Here is a 24,239-nt window from a genome sequence, read left to right on the forward strand (position 1 = left end):
ACGCGCAGTCACGCCTTCGTGTTATGCGTATTTCCGCGTGTGGGTTTCCGGAATGGAACGGGTGCCTCATTGCCGCCCTTGTGGTAAGGTGATCTGTAGGCCAACCCGGAGATTTTATTGAGCGGCGACCCCTCTGAGCCCGCGCGCGAGCCTGGCGCCGTTGCGCGGCTGAAGCTGAACGAAGCCCTGCAGCGGGCACAATGCGCGATTGCTTGGGAGCGCGTGTGGCCGCATCTGGCCAGGTTTCTGACCGTCATCGGATTGTTCCTGGTTGTCTCCTGGGTCGGACTCTGGCTGGTGCTGCCGCTTGCGGTACGCCTGGCCGGCGTAGGCCTGTTCGCTCTGCTGGCGCTCGCGGCGCTGCTTCCACTGGTTCGTTTCCGCTGGCCGGCCCGCGAGGAGGGCTTGAGTCGGCTCGACCGTGGCACTGGCATCCGCCATCGCCCGGCGACCGCGCTGACCGATACGCTCACGAGCCGCGACCCGGTCTCGCAGGCGCTGTGGCAGGCGCAGCGCGAGCGCACGCTGGCGTCGCTCAAGCGCATCCGTGCCGGCCTGCCGTCGCCGCGGCTTCCGATTCATGATCCATGGGCGCTGCGGGCGCTGGTGATCGTGATGCTGGTTGCGGCCTATGTCGCCGCCGGCGACGAACGTTCTCTCCGTTTCGCCTCCGCCTTCGATTGGAATGGCGTGCTGGCGCCCACCAATGTCCGGGTCGATGCCTGGGTGACGCCGCCGAACTACACGGGCAAGCCGCCGATCATCCTGTCGTCGGCAAACCGCGAAGCTGCTGCCGCCGAGAGCGGGCCATTGGCGGTTCCCGCCGGGAGCACGCTTTTGGTGCGTTCCAGTGGCGGCAATATCGATGTCGTGGCCGGTGGCGGCGTGACCGAGATCGCCCCGAGCGGAGAGGCGCCGAAGGGCACCAACGAGCGGCATTTCAAGATTGCAGGCGACGGCACAGCGCATGTCCGCGCACCCGCGGGTCAGCCGCTGTGGCGCTTTACCGCAACCCCTGACCGTCCTCCGTCGATCGCGCTGGCCAAGGATCCGGAGCGGCAGGCGCGCGGTTCGCTGCAGTTGTCCTACAGGATCGAAGACGATTACGGCGTCACCGAATCCCGCGCCCAATTCATCGCGCGTCCGAGCGATGCGGCCAAAGAACCCAGCAAGGATTCCAGGAACGCGGGAACCAAGACGGCAGACGCCCGGCCGCTGTTCGAGCCGCCGCAGTTCCCGCTCGTGCTGCCGAACGCGCGCACCCGCAATGGGGTCGGCCAGACCGTCAAGGATTTGAGCGAAGATCCCTATGCCGGCGCAGATGTGACGCTGACGCTGACGGCGAAAGACGAGGCTGGCAATGAGGCCAAGAGTGAGCCGTTCAACATGCGCCTGCCGGAGCGGCTGTTCACCAAACCGCTAGCGCGGGCGCTGATCGAGCAGCGCCGCATCCTCGCGCTTGATGCCAACAAGAACGCCGATGTCTATGCCGCGCTGAGCGCGCTGTTGATCGCGCCCGAAATGTTCACGCCGGAGGCGGGCACCTATCTCGGCCTGCACAGCGTGACGATGGAGCTCGAGGCCGCTCATACCGACGATGCGCTGCGCGAGGTCGTCGCCAGCCTGTGGGCGCTTGCCGTCACCATCGAGGACGGCAACATCACCGACGTCGACAAGGCGCTGCGTGCGGCGCAGGACGCGTTGAAGCAGGCGCTCGAGCGTGGCGCGAGCGACGAGGAGATCAAGAAGCTTACCGACAATCTGCGTGCGGCTCTCGACAACTTCATGCGCCAGCTCGCCGAGCAGTTCCGCAACAACCCGCAGCAATTGGCGCGTCCGCTCGATCCCAATGCCAAGGTCCTGAGCCAGCAGGACCTGAAGAACATGCTCGACCGCATGGAGCGGCTATCGCGCTCCGGCGACAAGGACGCGGCGAAGCAATTGCTCGACCAGCTCCAGCAGATGCTGGAGAACCTGCAGATGGCGCAGCCCGGCCAGGGCGGCGACAGCGACATGGAGCAGGCGCTGAACGAGCTCGGCGACATGATCCGCAAGCAGCAGCAATTGCGCGACAAGACCTTCAAGCAGGGCCAGGATTCGCGGCGCGACCGCATGCGCGGCAAGCAGGGTGATCAGTCCATGTCCGACCTGCAGCAGGATCAGCAGGCGCTGCGCGACCGGTTGCAGAAATTGCAGGAGGAGCTCGCCAAGCGCGGCATGGGACAACAGGGCCAGCGTGGCGAAAAGGGTCAGCGCGGCGAACAGGGACAACAGGGCCAGCAAGGTCAGGGCGGCCAGCAGGGTGATCAGGGCGACGGTGATGACGGGCTAGATCAGGCCGATTCCGCGATGGGCGATGCCGGCGGCCGGCTTGGCGAAGGCAATGCTGACGGTGCGGTGGATTCGCAGGGCCGCGCGCTGGATGCGCTGCGCAAGGGTGCGCAGAGCCTCGCCGAGGCGATGCAACAGGGTGAGGGCGAGCAGGCCGGCGATGGCCCCGGCAATCGTGCCGGCAGACAGCAGAGCGGCGGCAACCAGACCGATCCGCTCGGGCGTCCCCTGCACGGCCGCCAATTCGGCGACGACTACACCGTCAAGATTCCCGGTGAGATCGACGTCCAGCGTGTCAGGCGCATCCTCGAAGAACTCCGCCGCCGCCTCGGCGACCCGTCGCGGCCGCAGCTCGAGCTCGACTATCTCGAGCGACTGCTGAAGGATTATTGAGGCGGTTCGGTGCGAGCGCTATCCTCGCGCCTCGCGTGTCATACGCGGGCTTGATCCGCGTATCCATCGATCTTCACGAGAGTCGTTTCCTGGATGGATTGCCGGGTCAAGCCCGGCAATGACAAGCGGAGAACCTACGCCACCTTCCGCGCCGACAGCGCATCAGCCACCGCCGTGCGGATATCCGCGACCGAGAACGGCTTGGTCACCACGTCGTGCACGATCGCATTGAGGCCGGAGGCGCGCTCGCGCTGATCGGCGAAGCCGGTCATCAACAGGATCTTCAGGTCCGGAAAATCACGCGCGCTGGCCAGCGCCAATGCGATCCCGTCCATCACGGGCATCTGGATGTCCGTGAGCAGGAGATCGAAGGCGCCTTGCTCGCGTGCCAGGATTTCCAGCGCGGCGGCGCCGTCCTGCGCGGTGACGGTCTCGTGGCCGTCCATCGCGATCGCGCGCGCCACCAGCGAGCGCATCGAATCTTCGTCGTCGGCTATCAATACCCGCGGCATCGAGCTAACCTCCTTCGCAAGAGACGTTGGGCCAAATTCAACTTCGGTACTACGCGCGGCCGCCACCGCCCGCCAGATCCCGCTTGTTGAAGAAGCGGATATCCACGGTGCGGCCTTCGGGCGGTGGCGAAGCAAGGCGCGACTTGAAATAGGCGCGCTCGCCCGGCTTCAGCACCGGCTGCTCCAGCACCGTGTTCCACGCATAGATCTCGGCACCCTGCGCGTCGCGCACCGCAAAGCGCAACCGTGGCAGTTCCACCGGCTTTCGGGTCTCGCCGACGATCATGCCTTCGATCACCAGCACCAGCTGGCCGTCCATGGTGTCGTCGGTGATCTTGATGTCCTTGAACGCCACCCCGCGCAGATTCACGTCGAGTCCCGCCAGCCTGTAGAACAGTGCGGTTTGCGGCAGCAGGCGCACGACGTCGCTGCGCCACACCACCAGCGCCACAATCAGCGCCGCCATCGCGGCACAGGCACCGGGCAGGCTCGCTCCGGGCATGCTGATGCGGGGCAGGGCAGGCAGCTTGAACAGGCCTGGCAGCCGGCGACGGGGCTTGGCTTCGGTATCCGCATGAGCCTCGGCGTCTTCCCGGGCGACCGACGGCCAGTCCTGTTGGATCGCATCGTCGGCCGGCCAGTCGGCCGAGATCGAGGGGCTGTCGACGACAGGCGCGCGTTCGTCCTCCTCCTGCCGCGCCATCGCCTCCCATTCCGCGGCGACGTCGGACGCTTCGGATTGGCTCGCAGCCGCCATCGCCGGCATCGGCGCCGTGGCCTCGACGGCATCCTCCGGCCGCGCCAGCCAGACCTCCTTGCAGCGGGAACAACGCACCGTACGCCCGGCCGGACCCAAGGTCTCCAGCCGGATCGCGTAGGATGTTGTACAGTGCGGGCAAACGATATGCATGGAGCCCAATCCCCACCATGGATGCGCCGCGATGCTACAAGGCGACCGTTAACGAACCGGAAACCATAACCGAAGCACAAACGCTTCGTTCGGACCGCCGGCCCAAGCGGGCGCGAGGATCGAGCCGAGGTTCGAGGTTCCCGGCCGCCGCCCAAATTGAACCCAACGTCCAACCCCATGTCGAGCGGAGCTAGAGCTTGGTTCGGTTCGAAAATGTCGGATTGCGTTACGGGCTCGGCCCGGAGATTCTGCGCGACCTTAGCTTCGCCATTCCGGCCCATTCCTTCCAGTTCCTCACTGGTCCCTCGGGCGCGGGCAAGACCTCGCTGCTCCGGCTGTTGTTCCTGTCGCTGCGGCCGACGCGGGGATTGGTGAATCTGTTCGGCAAGGACGTTTCGCTGCTGAGCAAGGACCAGGTGGCAAACCTGCGCAAGCGCATCGGCATCGTGCTGCAGGACTTTCGCCTGCTCGACCACATGACGACCTACGAGAATGTCGCGCTGCCATTCCGCGTGATGGGCCGCGACGAATCCAGCTATCGGCGCGAGGTGATCGATCTCTTGAAATGGGTTGGCCTCGGCGAACGGATGGATGCGCTGCCGCCGATCCTCTCTGGCGGCGAGAAGCAGCGTGCCGCGATCGCGCGCGCCGTGATCTCACGGCCGCAATTGCTGCTGGCCGACGAGCCGACCGGCAGCGTCGATCCGACGCTCGGGCGGCGGCTGCTTCGTCTGTTCATCGAGTTGAATAAGTCCGGCACCGCCGTAATCATCGCCACCCACGACATCACGCTGATGGACCAATACGAAGCGCGGCGATTGGTGCTGCACCAGGGACGGCTGCACATCTATGAATAAGATCGGACGAGAGCATGTGCCGCTCGTCGACCTAGGGCATGAACGCCCGCAGGTGTCGGCGAACGCGCGCAACATGTCGCCGATCGTGCCGCGCGCCTCGATCTCCGGCCGCGCGCTGGTCGCCGTCGTGGCGATCATGACCTTCCTGGCCTCGATAACCACAGGGGCGGTGCTTTTGGTCAGCGCCTCCGCGGCCGAGTGGCAGTCGGAAGTCGCCAGCGAGATCACGATCCAGATCCGCCCCACCGCCGGCCGCGATCTCGAGCGCGACGCTTCCGCAGCAGTGGAGACGATGCGGACGCAGGCCGGCATCGTCGAGGTCCGCCCGTTCAGCAAGGAGGAATCGGCCAAATTGCTCGAGCCGTGGCTCGGCAGCGGATTGTCGATCGAGCAACTGCCGGTGCCGCGCGTCATCGTGGCGCGGGTGCAGCCCGGCACCACACTCGACCTCGCCGCGCTCCGGACGCGGATCACGCAGGTTGCCCCCAGCGCCAGCGTCGACGATCACCGCGCCTGGATCGAGCGGATGCGCTCGATGACCGGCGCCACCGTTTTTGCCGGCATCGGCATTCTCGCACTCGTGATCGTCGCGACGATCATCTCGGTATCCTTCGCCACGCGCGGCGCTATGGCGGCGAACCGGCCGATCGTCGAGGTGCTGCATTTCGTCGGCGCCGCCGACAGCTACATCGCCAACCGTTTCCTGCGGCATTTCCTAATGCTGGGCCTCGAGGGCGGGCTGATCGGCGGCGGCATCGCGATGCTGTTCTTCGGCTTCTCCGAATCGATCGCGAGCTGGTTCTCGGGCACTCCGGTCGGCGACCAGTTCGCCGCCCTGCTCGGGACCTTCTCGCTACGCCCGTCCGGTTATCTGGTGCTGGCGCTGCAGGCGGTATTGATCGCCGCGATCACGGCCTGGGCCTCGCGGCGGACGCTGTTCGCCACGCTCGATGACGTCGACTGATGGAACCGTCGGACTCCACTTCGCCCCAAAACGCTCTAGAATTGCGTGCCGGGGAAGGACAGCCGTATCCGATGAACTCTGATCTCGACGACCGATCGCAGCAAAAGCGCCGGCCAGCGCGGCCGCGCGGATGGCTGCGCGCGCTGATCGTCGTGCCGCTGGCCATCTTGTTCGTCGCCGCCGGGCTAGGCTTCATCGCGTTCCTGTCGCAGTTGCGCGGCGCCGAAACCGCGCCCGCGCGCAATGCCGACGGCATCGTGGTATTGACCGGCGGTTCCTCGCGCATCTCGGATGCGGTGGAATTGCTGGCGGCCGGCTACGGCAAGCGGCTGTTGATCTCAGGTGTGCACCCGACCAATGCAGCAAGCGACATTTCCCGCTCGCTGCCCGAGAACAATCAGGCGCTGCTCCGGTGCTGCGTCGATCTCGACCGCTCCGCGGTCAATACCAGGAGCAACGCTGCGGAGACGCGGCGCTGGGCGCGCGAGCGCGGCTTCAAGTCGCTGATCGTGGTGACCTCGAACTACCACATGCCGCGCGCGATCCTTGAATTGTCGCACGCGATGCCGGATGTCGAACTGATCCCGTTCGTCGTGATCGGCGACAAATGGCGCGACGAACCCTGGTGGATGAGTGGCGGAACGCTGCGCCTCCTGCTATCGGAATACGTCAAATATGTCGCGGCGGAGGTGCGGGTGCGGCTGGCCCAGGCCGGTCTCGACCTGAGACCGGAATTCCTCGAGCCTCCGGGCGCACAGGCGCCGCGCCGGCCGGCGACCGCGCAGGTGAACTGACCAGACCAACTCTTTGTCGGGAATTCGATGTCTTCGATCTTCGTGCGCTCGCTCGTCTTCAACGTGCTGTTCTATCTCGTACTGGTGGCGTTGAGCATCCTCGCGATCCCGACCGTGATGCTGCCGCGCGGAGTGATGATGACGCTGGCCGCCTGGTGGGCGAACGCGACGCTGTTCCTGATGCGCGTCGTCTGCAACATCCGGGTCGAATTCCGAGGACTGGAGAAAATCCCGAAAGGACCTTTGATCGTCGCCGCCAAGCACCAGTCGATGTGGGAGACGTTCCAGCTTTTGCGCTTCTTCGATCATCCGCTCTACATGCTCAAGCGCGAGCTGACCTGGATCCCGGTGTTCGGCCAATTCCTGGTCAAGGCCGGGATGGTCCCGATCGATCGCGGCGGCGGTCCGCGCTCGCTGGTCAAGACGTTGCGCCGCGCGGCGGCGGAAGTGAAGCGCGGCCGCCAGCTCGTGATCTTCCCGGAAGGCACGCGGCGCCCGGTCGGCGCGCCGCCGAGCTACAAGACCGGCGTCGCGCAGATCTATACCGAGAGCGGCGTGCCGTGCCTGCCGGTCGCGCTCAATTCCGGCCTGTTCTGGCCGCGCCGCACCTTCATGCGCTATCCCGGGACGCTGGTGGTCGAATTCCTCGATCCGCTGCCGCCAGGCTTGCCGCGCGCCGAATTCATGACGCGCCTGCGCGAGTCGATCGAGGGCGCCACAGATAGCATCGTCGCGGCCGCGCGCGCCGAGCAGGCGCAATTGTTCGGCGTGGTGCCCGATACCGCGAAGGCGAAGGTGTAGCTACGTTCCCTCCTGCAGCGGCAGCTCGATCGGATGCGCGTCGTGCAGCATCGTTGCGAGCTTGTGCAGCTGCGGATCGCGAAAACCTTGGCTCTCGATCGCGAGCACCGTGGACAGCACGTAGTCGCGGTTGTTGCCCGAGCGACCGTGGCCCTGCTGCACGAAGCGGAGCTGTTCGGCGAGCGACAGCCGTCCGGCATATTGCACATGGCTGCGGTCCACCACATAGGCCAGCGCGGCCACACGCGACCGCGGGTCGGCCTCAAGCCACACCGAGCGGTGCACCTCGCGATAGACATTGGTGGTCTGCTCGCGGCTACGCAAGTAAGCGATCGCCTCGCTGCGCCGCTTCGCCGCCACGCGGAACGCAATGCCGCGGCAGGCGCCGCCGCGGTCGAGCCCGAGCACCAGTCCCGGCCGTTCCGGCGTGCCGCGATGGTCGAAGGAATAGACGCAGAGCGCACGATGCTCGCCGATCAGCCGCGCCGCCACCTGTTCCTCGAACTCGAAACCCGGCTTCCACATCAGCGAGCCGTAACCGAATACCCAGAGGTCGTTGTCACCTGATTCGGGCGAGGAGAGGAGTTGCGCGGACATCGGCGCAACGGCTAGCAAACCCGCGAGGCGAAGCGAAGCGGTTTCGTCTGCTCCTGGAACATGATTCCGCTTACATTTGCCAAAATTGACAGCCAGAGGTCGCCGCATGCCTGATATGACCCCCGCGCCGCGCCGGCGCTCCCGTTGGCGTCTCTTTGCCGCCCCCGTCCTCGTCCTGATCCTCGCCATCGCCTGGAGCGCCTTCTGGTTCTATGCCGCGTCCCAGGTCTGGGTGCAGGCCGATGCCTGGCGCGCGCAGGAGGCGAAGGCGGGCCGGGTCTATGATTGCGGCAAGCGATCGGTGGCCGGTTACCCCTTCCGGCTTGAGATCCGCTGCGAGGATGCCAGCGTGACCCTGCTGTCGCAGACCGCGGCGCCGCAGACCTCGTTCACTGCGCGACTCGGCGAGATTCTGGTGGTGGCGCAGGTCTACGACCCCACGCGCGTGATCGCCGAATTCAAGGCGCCGGCGACGCTCGCCGAGCGCGGCGCACAGCCGCAGCTCGCCGTGAACTGGCGCACAGGCCGCGCCAGCGTGGCCGGCTTGCCCGCGGTGCCGCAGCGCGGCTCGCTGGTGTTCGACGATCCCGCGATCGATCGCGTCAACGGCTCGGTGCAGACGCCGCTCGGCCGCGCCAATCACGTCGAGCTGCACGGCCGCCTCGCCGAAGACTCGGCTGCCGACAATCCCGTGATCGAGACCGCGCTGCAGATCAACGGCGGCAGCCTGCAGGATGTGCATCCGGTGCTGGCGACGCCGTTCGATGCCGACATCCGTGCGAAAGTTTCCGGCTTGAAGGATTTCACGCCAAAGCCGTGGCCGGAGCGTTTCCGCGAGATCCAGGCGGCCGGCGGCCATGTCGAGATCGTGCAGTCGCGCATCCAGCAGGGCGAGATGATCGCGGTCTCCGCGGGCAGCTTGAGCCTCAACGCGGCTGGCCGCATCGAAGGCGAATTGCAGATGACGGTCACGGGCCTCGAGCGCGTAATCCCGGCGCTGGGCATCGAGAAGATGCTAGAGGAGGGTGTGCCGCAATCGACGCTCGACCGTGTCGCGCCCGGCGTGAAGACGCAGGACCTCAACAATCTCTTTGGCGCGCTCGACCGCGCGGTCCCCGGCCTTGGCAAGATGGTGAAGCAGAACGCCAATGTCGGCGTCGCCGCCACCGTCAATTCGCTCGGCAGCGAAGCCATGCTGGAAGGCAAGAAGGCGCGCAGCTTCCCGCTGCGCTTCGCCGACGGCGCGGTGTTCCTGGGCCCGATCAAGGTCGGACAGATCCCGCCGCTGTTCTAGCCCGTAGCCCAGATCGATCGCGTCGCGTGGGTTCGTCATTGCGAGCGAAGCGAAGCAATCCATGTCGCCGCTTGTTGAGGCATGGATTGCTTTGTCGCTTGCGCTCCTCGCAATGACGACGGCGCTACTTCTTCTCCAGATTCGCGTGCGGCCGGCCGAAGTCCGGCGCCGCCGAGTCCTGGCCGATCTCGACGATGCCGCGGCGGATCGCGCGGGTGCGGGTGAAGTGGTCGAACAGCGCCTCGCCATCACTGCGGCGGATCGCGCGCGTCAGCTTGGAAAGATCCTCGTTGAAGGTGCCGAGCATCTCCAGCACCGCGTCCTTGTTGCTCAGGAACACGTCGCGCCACATCGTCGGGTCGGAGGCCGCGATGCGGGTGAAATCGCGAAAGCCACCGGCGGAGAATTTGATCACTTCCGACGACGTCACCTGCGCCAGCTCGTCGGCGGTGCCGACTATGGTGTAGGCGATCAGATGCGGCAGATGGCTGGTGATTGCGAGCACGAGATCATGATGGTCGGGCGTCATGATCTCGACCTTGGCGCCGAGTGCGGCCCAGAATTCACGCAGCCTTTCAACCGCGCCCGCATCAGCGCCCTCAGGCGGCGTCAGGATGCACCAGCGGTTGATGAAGAGTTCGGCAAAACCGGAATCGGGCCCGGAGTGCTCGGTGCCAGCGACCGGATGCGCCGGCACGAAGTGCACGCCATCAGGAATATGCGGCCCCATATCCTTGACGATGGCGCCCTTGACCGAGCCGACGTCGGAAACGATGGCGCCCTTCTTCAGGTGCGGCGCGATCTCCGCCGCCACGGGCCCGCAGGCGCCGACGGGAATGCAGAGGATGACGAGATCGGCATCTTTGACCGCTTCCGCATTGGTCGCCACCACGCGGTCGACGATGCCGAGCTCGGCGACACGTGCGCGCGTCTTTTCCGAGCGTGCGGTGGTGACGATCTCGCCGGCGAGCCCCTGCGCCCGCGCGCCGCGCGCGATCGAGCCGCCGATCAGGCCGAAGCCGATCAGCGCGACGCGCTGGAAGTGCGGTGCGCCGTTCACTTCTGATCCATGAAGTCGCGCAGGCCCTCGACCACGAGGCGATTGGCCTCCTCGGTGCCGATGGTCATGCGCAGCGCGTGCGGCAGGCCGTAATTGTTCACCGCCCGCAGCACCAGTCCGCGCTTGGTGAGGAACGCATCCGCCTCGGCCGAGGTCTTGCCTTTCTCGGTCGAGAAATGGATCAGCACGAAGTTGGCGACGCTCGGCGTCACCTTCAGCCCGAGCTTGCGGATCTCGTCCGTCACCCAGCTCCGCCATTTCTCGTTGTGCATCCTGGACATCTCGACATGCGCGGTGTCCTCGATCGCAGCGACCGCGGCGAGCATCGCCGGCCTCGATACGTTGAAGGGACCGCGAATGCGATTCACCGCATCGACGATATGCGAAGGCCCGAACATCCAGCCGACGCGCAGCGCCGCGAGCCCGTGGATCTTGGAGAAAGTGTGCGTCATGACCGTGTTCTCGGTCGTTGCACACAGTTCAAGACCGAGGCCATAGTCGTTGCGCACCACGTAATCGCAATAGGCGGCGTCGATCACCAACAACACATGCGACGGCAGGCCGGCGCGCAGCCGCTTGACCTCGTCGAACGGCACGTAGGTGCCGGTCGGGTTGTTCGGGTTGGCGAGCCAGACCAGCTTGGTCCGCGGCGTAACCGCCTTCAGGATCGCATCGACGTCGGCGGTGTAGTCGGTCTCCGGCACCACGACGTGCTTGGCGCCATTCGCCATGGTCGCGATCGGATAGACCAGGAAGCCGTGGGTGGTGGAGATCGCCTCCGTGCCTTCGCACAGATAGGTGTGGGCGAGCAGGTTGAGGATTTCGTCCGAACCGGCACCGCAGATGATGCGGTTCGGGTCGAGGCCGTAGGCGCGGCCGATCGCCTCGCGCAGCACCTTTGAGGTGCCTTCCGGATAGTCCTCCAGGTGCTCTGCGGCGTGCTTATAGGCCTCGATCGCCTTCGGCGAGGGGCCGAACGGCGTCTCGTTGGCGGAAAGCTTGAACACCTTGCGCCCCGGTTCCGCCACCGGACTCTTGCCGGGGGTGTAGGGCGCAATATCGAGGATGCCGGGGTTCGGCACGGGGCGGGACATCGTTAACTCTCTAACTCCGGATTTGGGGGCGGCCTTGCTTTAAGTCTTGGCTGTCCCGTTCGAGGGCACGGTATAGCGTGTTGCGTGGCTGCCGACGAGAGCCGATGAGCGCACCGAGGCTCCGGCCTTGATCAGCGCCAGCTTGATGTTCTCGAAGCCGATGCCCGCGACCGACACCAGCAGCGCCGCGCCGTCGAAAGCGGTGTCCGGCACCGCCACGATCTCGGCGAGCGGCGCCAGCGCGCGGGCAACCTCGGCGTTCCAGCCGGAGACGCGGACGCTCCACATTTCGACTTCGGTCACCATCGCGTCGTCGGCGACGCGCGAGATCACGAAGACGGGCAGCGCGGCCGGATGATCGGCGCGCTCCAGGAACGGCAGCCGCGCGATGATCTTCGGCGCGCCCTCGGCCTCGAGCTCGATCCACCACGGCGTTCGGCTGGAGATGGCCGACACCAGCGCCAGGTCGCCCTTCGATTTCGCCACTGCGTCGACGGCCGCCTGCGCGCTGAAATGCGAGACATAGGGCACCACGAAGCCGAAATGGAAGCGCGCCGAATCCCGCATCATGGATTCGCCGACCGAGACATCGGCATGCACCGAGAACGGCGCCTGGACGTAAGTGAACGTCGAGATGATGACGCGCCAGATGCTCTCGATGGTGTCGAGCGGCAGGATGCCGCGATGGCGCTCGACCAGGCGGCGCATCATGTCCGCTTCGCGTGCCGGCCGGAACGCGGAGCCGACTTCCTGGGTCTGCTTCACCCTGATCAGGCGATCGATGATGTCGCCACGCGCCATCAAGAGGCGGTGGACCTGCTCATCGATCGCATCGATTTCTTTGCGCAACTCAGCCAGCGAGGGCGGCGCCGGAGGCGGTTTTGACATGCTAGGGCCTGTCGATTCTCTTCAATCAGGGAGCGACCTCGTTCACCTCGCCCCGCGCGCGGGGAGAGGTCGAAATTCAAGCGAGCTTGAATTTCGGGTGAGGGGGACTCTCCGCGAATCCGTCTGTCACCGTGTTCGCGGAGAGAGCCCCTCACCCCGATCCTCTCCCCGCAAGAGCGGGGAGAGGGAGAAGTGTCAGTGACGCGTTTCTGTCCCATGGGGCCTGATGGTGCAAGCTCAGTCTAAAGGTAACGACTAGGTTAACGGCTCGGTTGCCTTGACGCAGGTCGGGTAAGGGACTACTTTCCCTCCATTCCGTGGTCATTTGAGCCGGCCGGCTTGCAGCCACGTTAAAGAACTCGCTAAACAGGCCGGGGACAGATCGATCCCGGCCGAACCTTTGTTCAGGCCGGGTTTTTCATGGCCTGATTTCTGTCCGGGACCTCCGCATCGGGGGAAGGCGCCGCAATGACCAAGGTGCAGTCGATCAAGACACCGTCGATCCAGGGCGAGGATCGCGCCCATGAGGCCGATCATCCATCCTCGCCGGTGGCGAAGTTCGGCACGGATCAGCCGTTGAAGCTCGACTGCGGCATCGACCTTGCGCCATTTCAGATCGCCTATCAGACCTATGGCGAGCTCAATGCCGAGCGCTCCAACGCCATCCTCGTCTGCCACGCGCTGACCGGCGATCAGCATGTCAACAATGTGCATCCGGTGACAGGCAAGCCCGGCTGGTGGGAGACCATGGTCGGTCCCGGCCGGCCGCTCGACACCTCCAGATACTTCATCATCTGCTCCAACGTGCTTGGCGGCTGCATGGGTTCGACCGGCCCTGCTTCGCTCAACCCTACGACCGGCAAGGTGTGGGGCCTGGATTTTCCGATCATCACCATTCCCGACATGGTGCGCGCGCAGGCGATGCTGATCGATCGGCTCGGCATCGAGACGCTGTTCGCCGTGGTCGGCGGCTCGATGGGCGGCATGCAGGCGGTGCAATGGGCCGCGGCTTACCCTGAGCGCGTGTTCTCGACGCTCGCGATCGCCTGCTCGACACGCCATTCGGCGCAGAACATCGCCTTCCATGAACTCGGCCGGCAGGCTGTGATGGCCGATCCGGACTGGCGCAGCGGAAGCTATGTCGACCAGGGCACGCATCCGCATCGCGGGCTCGCGGTCGCGCGCATGGCTGCGCACATCACCTATCTCTCGGATGCAGCGCTGCACCGCAAGTTCGGGCGGCGGATGCAGGACCGCGAGCTGCCGACATTCTCCTTCGATGCCGACTTCCAGGTCGAGAGCTATCTGCGCTACCAGGGCTCGTCCTTTGTCGAGCGCTTCGATGCCAACAGCTATCTCTATCTGACGCGGGCGATGGACTATTTCGACATCGCCGCCGACCATGATGGCGTGCTGGCGGAGGCCTTTCGCGATATCGAGACACGCTTTTGCGTAGTGTCGTTCACGAGCGACTGGCTGTTTCCGACCTCGGAAGCGCGGGCGCTGGTGCATGCGCTGAATGCCTCGAGCGCGCGGGTCTCGTTCGCGGAGATCGAGACCGACAAGGGCCACGATGCCTTCCTGCTCGATGTGCCCGAATTCTTCGATATCTCGCGCGCGTTCCTGCACTCGGCCGGCAAGGCGCGCGGCCTCGGCGATGCGGGGACTTAAGTGATGGCGCTTCAGGAACAAACCTTGCCGCTGCCCGGCGTGGCGCCAGCGCGGACGAGTCATCGCCCGGACCATCTCCTCGTTGCCGAAATGGTTGAGTCGGGCTCCCGCGTGCTCGACGTCGGCTGCGGCGAGGGCGATCTTCTGCAACTGTTGGAGAGCCGGGGCATCGACGGCCGCGGCATCGAGCTGTCGCGCGAAGGCGTCAACCGCTGCGTCGCCAAGGGGCTCGCGGTGGTGCAGGGCGATGCCGATACCGATCTCGTCAACTATCCCGACGATGCTTTCGACTACGTGATCCTGTCGCAGACGCTGCAGGCGACGCGGCAGCCGAAGGCGGTTTTGGAAAATCTCCTGCGCATCGGTCACCGCGCCATCGTGTCGTTTCCGAATTTCGGTTTCTGGAAGATGCGGTTGCAGCTCCTGATCGGCGGCCACATGCCGCGCACCGAAAACCTGCCGGCGACCTGGTACGATACGCCCAACATTCATTTCTGCACCATCAAGGATTTCGTGCAGCTCTGCGACGAGATCCACGTCAAGATGGAGCGCGCGGTCGCGCTCGACCTCTACGGCCGCCCAGTGCCGCTGAACCTGCCCTGGTGGGTCTGGAACATGTTCGGCGAGCAAGGCGTGTTTCTGCTGAGCAGGGGCGGCAAGGGCCGCTAAGCTCTCTCCCCGTCATTCCGGGGCGCGACGAAGTCGCGAACCCGGAATCCATCGGGCCGCAGACTCCGTGGATGAATGGATTCCGGGCTCGCGCTCCGCGCGCCCCGGAATGACAGCTAGACCACCATCGACCGCGGATCGCGCGACAGCCATCGTCCGGCTTCCACCAGCGCGATGAACCGCTCAACCATCTCGTTGAACAGTGCAGGCTCCTCGAGATTCAGCACGTGCCCCGACTTGGGAAAGAACGTCAGCCCCGCCGCGGGCAAATGCTTCTTCAGAAACAGGCTCGGCTCGACGCAATTGTCGTCCTCATCGCCGCAGATGATCAGCGCCGGCGTTCCCACGCGTCCGATCGCGTCCGCCATGGTATAGATCGAGGGCCTCCCGCCCTGGAAACTGCGCATGGTATCGGCCGATCCCTTGGCATCGTGCCGCGCGAGCGCGGCATAGAAGTCGGCATGGCCGCGCGGATCCTTGACGAGGAACGGAATCCGGCCCGGCGCCTCGCGCGTCACCTTGGCGACTTCCGCTGATCCGATCGTTTCATACTGCTCGGCATTGGCGCGGCATTGGGCGCGGAAGGCGTCGAGGTTTTCGAGACTCGAGCCGGAGCCGACGCCGGCGAGCGTCATCGACAGCGCGCGCTCGGGTGCATTCAACGCGACTTGCAGCGACGAATAGGAGCCCATCGACAGCCCGACGAAATGCGCGCGTGCGATACCGAGATGATCAAGCACCGCGAGCGCATCGGTGTAGAAATGCTTGTAAGTGTAGACCTCGGCCGATGGCGGAATGTCTGATGGCGTGTAGCCGCGCGCGGAATAGGCGATGCAGCGGTGGCCGCGCGAGAAATAGCGCATCTGCGGCTCCCAATTGGTGTGATCGGCCGCGAACTCGTGCAGAAAGATGATCGGCGTGCCGCTCCCCGCCTCTTCGAAATAGAGGCGGACATTATCCTTGGCGACGGCATAGGGCATTTTGCGTTTTCCTTGTGAGCCTGCGCCAGCGAGGATCGCAATTAACGTTCGCGGCTGCAATGCGCGGTCTCGTTTCTGTTTTCGCCGCCAAATGTTCGCGAAATGACCTCGCAATTTTTCGCCGCAGCGCGGCACGAAATCTTCTTCTTGCCACATTGCGCATCACAAAACGCATCGCGCCTGTCATCCAGATGTCATCCACAGACGGCGCACCCAGCGAAAACGGGGTGTAACAGAAGGAAAAAATGGGAAGTATGGTTCAGTTGCGTGCGTTCCGCCGGTTGCTTCGAGTTCTGGCACTGGCATTGTGTTCGACGGCAATCGTCGTCTCTATCTCTCCCGCTTCGGCACGGCCTCATCATCACGCAGGGCGCCACGCCCGGGCCTATCATTCCGGTCATCATGCCAAGCATCACTATGTCCATCATCGTCACCGCCACATGAGGCGTGCCTCGCGCTGGGAGCGCGGCGTGGCGCGGATGCAGGCGCAGGATCTTGCCGATAGCAACGCAAGCCTGTCGCCGGAGCCGCAGCAGGCGGCAAGCCTCGGCTCGTCGAACATCGTTGCTGAAGCCCGCCGTTACCTCGGCGGCAACCCGACCAGTCGCGCAAGCCTGTGGTGCGCGCGGTTCATGAACATGGTGCTGCAGCAGGCCGGCTATCGCGGCACCGGCTCCGACATGGCGAGTTCGTTCGCCCGCTATGGGCAGCGTGTCTCCGGCCCGCAGGTCGGCGCCATCGCCGTCATGTCACGCGGACGCCGCGGCGGCCATGTCGGCATCATCACCGGCATCGACGCCAGGGGAAATCCGATCATGATCTCCGGCAACAACGGCAACCGCGTGCGCGAAGCCGCGGTCTCCCGCGGCAAGATCTACGCTTACGTGATGCCGACGAACTAGCCGCTACACTCTCCACCGTCATTCCGGGGCGCGCGAAGCGCGAGCCCGGAATCTATTCATGCACTTGCGCAGGTGGCGAAATGGATTCCGGGCTCGACGCTTCGCATCGCCCCGGAATGACGGAGAAAAAAATTCGCGAGCAATTCCAACGTGATTTGCCTCGTCCACTCCCTGCGCGAAAAACATTTCGCTTCCGTCGTCGGGCAAATCAGCACTATGACTCCGCGCGTCTCACGGCGAATGAGGGGCGGCTCGCGATCGTCACGAACGTGCGGTGGGATGCGGTGGACGCGGGTGTTGCGACTGACGAGCGTGACTATCCGTGGACGGCGAAGTCGTGTGGTTCTGGCGCCCCGACGCTGGCGCTAAGTTTATTGCGCGAAGAAATTTGCGCGAGAGATGACGGTGGCAAGAAAGCCCGGTCACCGGGAAGAGCACGAAGTAAGCCGTAAACCACTGCGCAGGGAAAGCCGGTGTTGCTCCGGTTGACCTGTGGTCCTACCCCCGTGCTTTTTGTTGCACGGGGCCCACGGGTGCAGCCGGCACCCGGCTTTCCCTGCGCCCTCACTTCAATGAGAGGGTGGAACGAGACGCAAAGCTCGGACGTATCACGTCGCGAGAACGCGGACTCACATCCTCTCGGCTGTTTGAAAGTTGAATCGGAAGTTTCGTTTCGCCGCTGTCGGAAACTGGCTCCATCTCACCTCCCCTTGAAAAAGGGGAGGTCGGTTTGCGCTTTGGCGCAAACCGGGTGGGGATCATCTCTCTCCACTCGGGCAGTGCGACTCGTGGCAGACCCCCATCCCGACCTTCCCCCTTTCAGGCCTTTCAGGAGGAAGGAGCGCAGGCAGCCGACAGGCGGCGGGAACCCCGCCCACTCCCGTAACCGGCCGAATCTCCAGCATTTCCGGCCGTCAAAGCCGACTTTGGTAACCTCGCATTAACCACGGTTAGCGTCTGGTTAGGGGCGGAAATGACGCGCGAACAGCCCTTGTTTTGACATGTTGACGGGGGAAGCAGGGCCCGGCCTTGAAGGGCCCTCCCATGTGACAGATGGAAAGCTTTTCGCGCTGGCGCTTACCGCGGCGCCTTGTGCGCGGCTGTTAGGAGCGCTTCGAGCGAGGTGGAGACCGGTTCGCGTGAGCAAGACGCGTCGAAACGAACATCCGGTACCGGCAGCCATTTGCTGCGGGAAGGACAGGGGATCTTTGCGTTGAAAGGATATTGCCGATGAATCCCGCCGACGTGGCGCAGACGGCGCTGCCCATGGCCTCGAGCGACGTTTCGCTGATCGCGCTGTTCCTGCAGGCCCATTGGGTCGTGAAAGCGGTCATGCTCGGGCTGCTCGCCTGCTCGGTCTGGGTCTGGGCGATCGCGATCGACAAGATCTTCCTGTATTCGCGCACCCGCCGTGCGATGGACCGGTTCGAGCAGGCGTTCTGGTCGGGGCAGTCGATCGAGGAACTCTATCGGACGCTGTCGGCCAAGCCGACCCAGTCGATGGCGGCCTGCTTCGTGGCGGCGATGCGCGAATGGAAGCGCTCCTTCGAGAGCCATTCGCGCTCCTTTGCCGGCCTTCAGATGCGGATCGAGAAGGTCATGAACGTGTCGATCGCGCGCGAGGTCGAACGGTTGGAACGGCGGCTCCTGGTGCTCGCGACCGTCGGCTCGGCCGGGCCGTTCGTGGGCCTGTTCGGCACCGTCTGGGGCATCATGTCGAGCTTTCAGTCGATTGCGGCGTCAAAGAATACCTCTCTGGCGGTGGTGGCGCCCGGCATCGCGGAGGCGCTGTTTGCGACCGCAATCGGCCTGATCGCCGCAATTCCGGCGACTATTTTCTACAATAAGTTCATTTCCGAGGTGAACCGGCAGGCCCAGCGCCTGGAAGGTTTTGCCGACGAATTTTCCGCGATCCTGTCGCGCCAGATCGACGAGCGCGCCTGACAAGGCGAGATGTGATGAACGCAAGCGGTGGGTTTTAGATCATGGCGATGAGCATGGCGGGTTCGTCTGATGGCGGTGGCCGCCGTGGCCGGCGCCGCGCCGCCGTGATGGCGGAGATCAACGTCACGCCGATGGTCGACGTGATGCTGGTGCTGCTGATCATCTTCATGGTCGCGGCACCCTTGATGACGTCGAACATCGACATCGACCTGCCGATCGCGAGCGGCGGCAAGTCGATTGCCCAGAACACCCCGCCATTGACGCTATCGGTCAAGCGTACCGGCGGCAGTTGCAATTCGAGCGTGGAACTGTATCTCGGGGACGCCGCGATCTCGGCTGCCGACCTCTTGCCCAAAATCAAGGCTATCCGGGAGACCCGATCGGACAGTGATGCCGTGGTTTATCTGCGCGGAGACAAGGACGTCTGCTACACCGACATGATGAAGCTCCTCGGCCAGATCCGCACCGCGGGCTACAAGGCCAACATCGTCATCATCCCGGAGGGGGGATCTTGAGCCATGGCAAGGCGAGCAGGGTAAGTTGAAGAAGATCAAGGTCGACAAGACGCTGGTGGCATCGATCGCCCTGCATGTCCTCGTGCTGGGATGGGGCCTCGTGTCGTTTTCGACCAAGGCCTATGTCCTGCCGGACGAGGAGACTGTCGCCGTCGATGTGATTTCGTCCGATCAGCTTGCCCATGTGATGGCCGGCCAGAGGGCCGGCAAGAAGGAAAATCCGAAGCCGCTCGTGGAGAAGGTCGCCGAGGCCAAGCCGGTCGACGACACCGTCGGCAAGATCGAGGAAAAGAAGCCGCCCGTCGTCACCGACACGGCGCCGCCCCCGACCCCGAAGGTGGAAGAGAAACCGGTCGAGAAGAAGCCCGACCCGCCGAAGCCGGTTGCCGAGACCAAGCCCAAGGACGAGCCGAAAAAGGAAGAGCCGAAGAAGGAAGAACCAAAGCCAGAGCCGAAGCAGGTCGAAAAGAAGCCGGATCCCACCAAGCCCGATCCGATCGCGGAAGCGCTGAAGAAGGAAGAGAAAAAGCCGCCGCCGAAGCCGCACCAGCAGGCCGCCAAGCCGCCGCCGGAGCAGAAGCCGAAGGAGCGCGTGTTCGACCAGTCGAAGATCGCGGCCCTTCTCGACAAGCGCGATCCGACGCGGCAGGCAGCAGCCGGCGACACGCTCAACATGAACGCGGCTCTCGGCCTTGCCCATGGCAAGGCCGCCGACAATTCGGCGACCTGGGGCGCGATGTTCAAGCAACAGGTCGAGCGCTGCTGGAAGAAGCCCTATGGCGGTATCGAAGCGCAGCAGACCGAGGCGGCCTTCGTGATTCGCCTGAAACGCGACGGCACGCTCGAGGGCATGCCGGTGCCGGAAGGCACGCCGGCGACGCCTTATTTGCGCGTCTATCAGGAGAGCGCGCTGCGCGCGATCATCGAATGCCAGCCGTATAATCTGCCGGCGGCCTTCTTCGACGAATGGAAATATTTTTCGCCCGTGTTCACCGAACGAAAGACCTGAGCGCGGTGTGCGCTCAAGGTCCCATGAAGCAAAGTTCGCCAACGATGACCAATCAGAACAAATCGTTTGAGACGTTTTCCCGCCCGAGCCGCCGCCAGATCATTTCCGGCATGGCCGCGCTCGGCACCCTTGCCGCAGCTCCACGTGGTGCATTTGCGCAAGGAGGCCCCAAGCGCGTGCCGATTCCCGATGGCGAGTTCGCGCCGCTGCCGATCGCGATCCCGAACTTCACGCCTGGCACCCCCGGCGATACCGAAGTCGGCGCTGGCGTCACCCAGGTCATCACCAACAACCTCAAGCGTTCGGGGCTGTTCGCGCCGATCGACCAGGCGGCCTATCTGGAGAAGAACATCAACATCGACGCCGCGCCGAACTTCCAGAACTGGAAATCGGTCAATGCGCAGGCGCTGGTCACGGGACGTATGACCCGGCAGAACAATGGGCGCGTGAAGGCGGAATTCCGCCTCTGGGACGTCAATACCGGCCAGCAGCTCGCCGGCCAGCAATACGATACCTCGGCCGAATATTGGCGGCGCATCGCGCACATCATCTCCGATCAGATCTACGAGCGGCTGACCGGCGAGAAGGGCTATTTCGATACCCGCATCGTCTTCGTCGACGAGACCGGATCGAAGGAGCGCCGCGTCAAGCGGCTCGCGCTGATGGACCAGGACGGCGCCAATGTGCGTTATCTGACCCGCGGCTCGGACCTCGTGCTGACCCCGCGCTTTTCGCCGTCGACCCAGGAAATCACCTATATGGAGTTCGGCCAGGGCGACCCGCGCGTCTATCTGCTCAACATCGAGACCGGCCAGCGCGAGATCGTCGGCAATTTCCCGGGCATGTCGTTCTCGCCGCGGTTCTCGCCGGACGGCCAGCGCATCATCATGAGCCTGCAGCAGGGCGGCAACTCCAACCTGTTCGTGATGGATCTGCGCTCGAAATCGATGACACGGCTCACCGACACGCCGGCAATCGATACCTCGCCGTCCTATGCGCCCGATGGCTCGCGCCTCTGCTTCGAGTCCGACCGCGGCGGCAAGCCGCAGATCTATGTGATGGCGGCGAGCGGCGGGCAGGCGCAGCGCATCTCCTTTGGCGATGGCAGCTACTCGACACCGGTGTGGTCGCCGCGCGGCGACTATATCGCCTTCACCAAGCAGGGCGGCGGCCAGTTCGCGATCGGCATCATGAAGACCGACGGCTCCGGCGAGCGGATCCTGACCTCGGGCTATCACAATGAGGGGCCGACCTTTGCGCCGAACGGGCGGGTCGTGATGTTCTTTCGTGATCCCGGCCAGGGACCATCGCTCTTTACCGTCGACGTTTCCGGCCGCAACGAACTGCGCGTGCCGACGCCTGGCTTCGCGTCCGACCCGGCGTGGTCGCCGTTATTGTCGTAAATTGTCAGGGATCGGCGGGTAACCATTTCCGTTAACCGGCAAAATTTTCCTAGTTAATTGAAATTAAAGGAGAATTTGGGCTGCGTAAAACTCGAAACAAGGTCTTGGTAACGATATTCCCTCAGAAAGACTTCATCAGCGCGAGGTAAAGCTACGCGTCGCAACAGGACGTGTATGAGCAGCATGCAGCTCGCCAACCAGAGCGCGGATTCCGATCAGAAAGTGTCGCCGTCGATCTACGCGGCGCTGATCGATTCGCTATTCCAGAATCCGGCGCCTCTGTTCGCCGGTGCCGCGCTGGTGGCCATGGCGGCTGTGCTGACCGCCCTGAAGACGCAGGAGTTCTGGCTCTGGCCTTGTGTCGCGCTGCTCGTGATCACCGGCGCAGGGCGCGCGGTCGACATGCACTGGTACATGTCGCGCAGGTCCGTCCTGACCGCCGAAGAAGCCGCGCGCTGGGAGGTGCGCTATCAGATCGGCGCGATGGCCTATGCGATCGCGCTCGGCGTCTGGTGTACGGTCACGCTGCTCGGTAGCGACGATGCGGTCGCACACATGATCTGCCTCTCCGTCACAACAGGCTATGTGGCGGCTGGCGCGGGTCGTACCTATGGCCGGCCGTGGATCTTCCATGTCCAGATTGCGCTCGCCTGCGGTCCGACCTCGATCGCACTCGCGATGAAGGGAACACCTTACTACATCGGAATGGCATTCGTCGCCGCCGTGTTCTTCCTCGCTCTGAAGCAGATTTCGACCAACTTGCAGCGGATCTTCGTGCAGGCGCTGGTGGCGGGTGAGCGCGAAGCCGCGCTGGCCAGCCAGTTTGACACCGCGCTGAACAATATGCCGCACGGCCTGTGCATGTTTCGCGCCGACGACCGGCTGGCCGTGATGAATCATCGCTTCAGCGAGATGATGCAGCTCTCGGAAGATCTCGTGCGGCGCGGCGCCAGTGCGGCCGACATCATCGCAGCCTGCGTCAGCTCCGGCTCGATCTCCGAAGCAAGTGGCAGGAGGATTCTCGCCGAGATCGCACACACCGAGACGCGGGACATGATTACCAACGATCCGGACGCGACGCGCGATCGCGCGCTGTCCTGGACGTTCCAGCCGATGACCGGCGGTGGCGCCGTCGTGCTGCTGCAGGACATCACCGAGCGGCGTAATGCTGAAGCCAGGATCAGTCATTTGGCGCGTTACGACGAACTCACGGCCTTGCCCAACCGCGTCCATTTCCGGGACGAGATTGGCCGCTTCCTGGCTGGCCCGCAGGGCGCCGCGCAATTGTCGGCCCTGCTGTTCATCGATCTCGACCAGTTCAAACAGGTCAACGACACGCTCGGCCATCCCTGCGGCGACCGGCTGTTGTGCGCGGTATCCGGACGCCTGCGCGAAATGCTGCGGCCGGAGGACTTCGTGGCCCGCTTCGGCGGCGACGAGTTCGTGGTGTTCCAGCAGAACATCAACTCGCCTGAGGACGCGGCCAGCCTGGCACGCCGCATCGTCGACCGCCTGAGCGAGCGCTACAAGATCGACAATCATCTGGTCGAGATCGGCGCCAGTATAGGCATCGCCATGACCTCGCCGGGCGTTAGCGCCGACACGTTGTTGAAGAACGCCGATATGGCGCTCTACCGCGCCAAATCGGATGGCCGCGGCACCTTCTGCTTCTTCCGAGACGAGATGGCGCAGATCGTGGAAGCGCGCCGGATCCTCGAACTCGACCTGCGGAAGGCGCTGGCGAACGAGGAATTCGAACTCTATTACCAGCCGCTGGTCAATCTCAAGACCGGCAAGATCACGACCTGTGAGGCGCTCTTGCGCTGGAACCATCCGGTGCGCGGCACCGTCTCCCCGATCGACATCATTCCAGTCGCCGAGGACATGGGCCTGATCGTCGATCTCGGCCGCTGGATCCTGCGCAAGGCCTGCATGGAATGCATGACATGGCCCGAAGCAGTCAGTGTCGCGGTCAACCTTTCGCCGCAGCAGTTCCACCAGCGTGACGTGCTGAGCGAGGTCCGCTATGCGTTGGAAGTCTCCGGCCTCCCGGCGCACCGCCTCGAAATCGAGATCACCGAGTCCTCGCTGTTGCGCAACACGCAGCTGACCCATGACGTGCTGTCGCAATTGCATTCGCTGGGCGTGCGGATCTCGCTGGACGATTTCGGTACCGGCTATTCAAGCCTGAGCTACCTGCACAACTTCCCGCTGCAGAAGGTCAAGATCGACCGCTCGTTCCTGGAAGGTATCGATACCGACCGTCCACTGACGCTGCTGCGCGGCGTGGCGCGGCTTTCGGCCGATCTCGGCATGTCGGTGGTGGTCGAGGGCATCGAGACCAATGAGCAGCTGGAACTGGTTGGCGCTGATGGCGCGGTCACCGAGGCGCAGGGGTATCTGTTCAGCCGGCCGGTTGCTGCAGGACGCATCCGACAGTTGCTCAAGGCTTCGTATGGCCGCCATACCGACGATCAGATGTTCGCGGTTGCCTCGCGTTCGATCGCCTGAGATCCCCCGCATACCGTAGTTTTACCGGCGCGCCGCGCCGACGCATGGCCAGCGTACAAGTCGTGCACGCAGCAGTTAACCGTACTGTCGCGATCGCTTTGCACAACAGTTAAGAAGCTGTTAATTTATTCAAATGCGCG

General features: G+C 64.3%; 21 protein-coding genes and 1 riboswitch. Of the genes, 14 read left to right on the forward strand and 7 right to left on the reverse strand.

Annotated elements, in window-relative coordinates:
- The first annotated feature begins 117 nt into the window (after nucleotides 1-117).
- Entirely contained in the window at nucleotides 118-2,724 is a 2,607-nt protein-coding gene (locus tag J6497_RS01975) for a TIGR02302 family protein (protein ID WP_225702535.1), read from the forward strand.
- Between the two features lie 134 nt (nucleotides 2,725-2,858).
- On the opposite strand, the gene J6497_RS01980 is transcribed toward J6497_RS01975, so the two are convergent.
- Together J6497_RS01980 and J6497_RS01985 are read right to left on the reverse strand one after the other, a co-directional pair.
- Entirely contained in the window at nucleotides 2,859-3,236 is a 378-nt protein-coding gene (locus tag J6497_RS01980; protein WP_225702536.1) for a response regulator, read from the reverse strand.
- A gap of 49 nt (nucleotides 3,237-3,285) precedes the next feature.
- Nucleotides 3,286-4,146 carry an MJ0042-type zinc finger domain-containing protein gene (locus J6497_RS01985; RefSeq protein ID WP_225702537.1) on the reverse strand — a complete coding sequence of 287 codons (861 nt, stop codon included), beginning with the start codon at nucleotides 4,144-4,146 and terminating at the stop codon, nucleotides 3,286-3,288.
- A 197-nt stretch (nucleotides 4,147-4,343) separates the two neighbouring features.
- Here J6497_RS01985 and ftsE point away from each other — a divergent pair, with 197 nt between their 5' ends.
- The 4 genes from ftsE to J6497_RS02005 all read left to right on the forward strand — a co-directional run bounded on the left by ftsE (nucleotide 4,344) and on the right by J6497_RS02005 (nucleotide 7,562).
- The gene (gene ftsE, locus J6497_RS01990; protein WP_225702538.1) at nucleotides 4,344-5,003 is read left to right on the forward strand and encodes a cell division ATP-binding protein FtsE; all 660 of its coding nucleotides are present in this window, start codon (nucleotides 4,344-4,346) and stop codon (nucleotides 5,001-5,003) included.
- Entirely contained in the window at nucleotides 4,996-5,967 is a 972-nt protein-coding gene (locus J6497_RS01995) for a cell division protein FtsX (RefSeq protein ID WP_225702539.1), read from the forward strand. Before ftsE ends, J6497_RS01995 begins: the two co-directional genes overlap by 8 nt.
- 71 nt (nucleotides 5,968-6,038) lie before the next feature.
- Nucleotides 6,039-6,761 carry a YdcF family protein gene (locus tag J6497_RS02000; RefSeq protein ID WP_225702540.1) on the forward strand — a complete coding sequence of 241 codons (723 nt, stop codon included), beginning with the start codon at nucleotides 6,039-6,041 and terminating at the stop codon, nucleotides 6,759-6,761.
- Nucleotides 6,762-6,788: 27 nt separating this feature from the next.
- The gene (locus tag J6497_RS02005) at nucleotides 6,789-7,562 is read left to right on the forward strand and encodes a lysophospholipid acyltransferase family protein (RefSeq protein WP_225702541.1); all 774 of its coding nucleotides are present in this window, start codon (nucleotides 6,789-6,791) and stop codon (nucleotides 7,560-7,562) included.
- On the opposite strand, the gene J6497_RS02010 is transcribed toward J6497_RS02005, so the two are convergent.
- A complete protein-coding gene (locus J6497_RS02010; RefSeq protein WP_225702542.1) occupies nucleotides 7,563-8,159 on the reverse strand; it encodes a gamma-glutamylcyclotransferase in 597 nt (198 codons plus the stop codon).
- A 106-nt stretch (nucleotides 8,160-8,265) separates the two neighbouring features.
- Here J6497_RS02010 and J6497_RS02015 point away from each other — a divergent pair, with 106 nt between their 5' ends.
- On the forward strand, nucleotides 8,266-9,453 hold the full coding sequence (locus tag J6497_RS02015) for a DUF2125 domain-containing protein (RefSeq protein WP_225702543.1): 1,188 nt from the start codon (nucleotides 8,266-8,268) through the stop codon (nucleotides 9,451-9,453).
- Between the two features lie 124 nt (nucleotides 9,454-9,577).
- Here J6497_RS02015 and J6497_RS02020 read toward each other — a convergent pair whose 3' ends face one another.
- Genes J6497_RS02020 through J6497_RS02030 form a run of 3 tightly spaced genes read right to left on the reverse strand, consistent with a single transcriptional unit; the run spans nucleotide 9,578 to nucleotide 12,495 of the window.
- On the reverse strand, nucleotides 9,578-10,513 hold the full coding sequence (locus tag J6497_RS02020; protein WP_225702544.1) for a prephenate/arogenate dehydrogenase family protein: 936 nt from the start codon (nucleotides 10,511-10,513) through the stop codon (nucleotides 9,578-9,580).
- Nucleotides 10,510-11,607, reverse strand: coding sequence for a histidinol-phosphate transaminase (gene hisC, locus J6497_RS02025; RefSeq protein ID WP_225702545.1), 1,098 nt, complete (start codon nucleotides 11,605-11,607; stop codon nucleotides 10,510-10,512). Before hisC ends, J6497_RS02020 begins: the two co-directional genes overlap by 4 nt.
- 39 nt (nucleotides 11,608-11,646) lie before the next feature.
- Nucleotides 11,647-12,495: a chorismate mutase gene (locus tag J6497_RS02030; protein ID WP_225702546.1), complete on the reverse strand. Its 849-nt coding sequence runs from the start codon at nucleotides 12,493-12,495 to the stop codon at nucleotides 11,647-11,649.
- Nucleotides 12,496-12,802: 307 nt separating this feature from the next.
- A riboswitch (SAM riboswitch) is annotated at nucleotides 12,803-12,882 on the forward strand.
- An 81-nt stretch (nucleotides 12,883-12,963) separates the two neighbouring features.
- Here J6497_RS02030 and metX point away from each other — a divergent pair.
- Nucleotides 12,964-14,166 carry a homoserine O-acetyltransferase MetX gene (metX, locus tag J6497_RS02035; RefSeq protein WP_225702547.1) on the forward strand — a complete coding sequence of 401 codons (1,203 nt, stop codon included), beginning with the start codon at nucleotides 12,964-12,966 and terminating at the stop codon, nucleotides 14,164-14,166.
- Between the two features lie 3 nt (nucleotides 14,167-14,169).
- Complete coding sequence (metW, locus tag J6497_RS02040; RefSeq protein WP_225702548.1) at nucleotides 14,170-14,835, forward strand: methionine biosynthesis protein MetW; 666 nt, start codon at nucleotides 14,170-14,172, stop codon at nucleotides 14,833-14,835.
- Between the two features lie 116 nt (nucleotides 14,836-14,951).
- Here metW and J6497_RS02045 read toward each other — a convergent pair whose 3' ends face one another.
- Nucleotides 14,952-15,815: an alpha/beta fold hydrolase gene (locus J6497_RS02045; RefSeq protein WP_225702549.1), complete on the reverse strand. Its 864-nt coding sequence runs from the start codon at nucleotides 15,813-15,815 to the stop codon at nucleotides 14,952-14,954.
- 254 nt (nucleotides 15,816-16,069) lie between these two features.
- Between J6497_RS02045 and J6497_RS02050 the strand changes: the two genes are divergently transcribed.
- From J6497_RS02050 to J6497_RS02075, 6 genes are all read left to right on the forward strand, one after another.
- Nucleotides 16,070-16,717 carry a TIGR02594 family protein gene (locus J6497_RS02050; protein WP_225702789.1) on the forward strand — a complete coding sequence of 216 codons (648 nt, stop codon included), beginning with the start codon at nucleotides 16,070-16,072 and terminating at the stop codon, nucleotides 16,715-16,717.
- Between the two features lie 1,230 nt (nucleotides 16,718-17,947).
- On the forward strand, nucleotides 17,948-18,661 hold the full coding sequence (gene tolQ / locus J6497_RS02055) for a protein TolQ (protein ID WP_225702550.1): 714 nt from the start codon (nucleotides 17,948-17,950) through the stop codon (nucleotides 18,659-18,661).
- Nucleotides 18,662-18,702: 41 nt separating this feature from the next.
- Complete coding sequence (locus J6497_RS02060) at nucleotides 18,703-19,176, forward strand: biopolymer transporter ExbD (RefSeq protein ID WP_225702551.1); 474 nt, start codon at nucleotides 18,703-18,705, stop codon at nucleotides 19,174-19,176.
- Nucleotides 19,177-19,210: 34 nt separating this feature from the next.
- Nucleotides 19,211-20,185 carry a cell envelope integrity protein TolA gene (gene tolA, locus J6497_RS02065; protein ID WP_225702790.1) on the forward strand — a complete coding sequence of 325 codons (975 nt, stop codon included), beginning with the start codon at nucleotides 19,211-19,213 and terminating at the stop codon, nucleotides 20,183-20,185.
- A 110-nt stretch (nucleotides 20,186-20,295) separates the two neighbouring features.
- Nucleotides 20,296-21,588, forward strand: a complete 1,293-nt coding sequence (gene tolB / locus J6497_RS02070; protein ID WP_225702791.1) for a Tol-Pal system beta propeller repeat protein TolB — start codon at nucleotides 20,296-20,298, stop codon at nucleotides 21,586-21,588.
- Between the two features lie 183 nt (nucleotides 21,589-21,771).
- On the forward strand, nucleotides 21,772-24,099 hold the full coding sequence (locus J6497_RS02075) for a putative bifunctional diguanylate cyclase/phosphodiesterase (protein ID WP_225702792.1): 2,328 nt from the start codon (nucleotides 21,772-21,774) through the stop codon (nucleotides 24,097-24,099).
- Nucleotides 24,100-24,239: the final 140 nt, after the last annotated feature.

The sequence above is a fragment of the Bradyrhizobium cenepequi genome (assembly GCF_020329485.1).
GTDB lineage: Bacteria > Pseudomonadota > Alphaproteobacteria > Rhizobiales > Xanthobacteraceae > Bradyrhizobium > Bradyrhizobium cenepequi.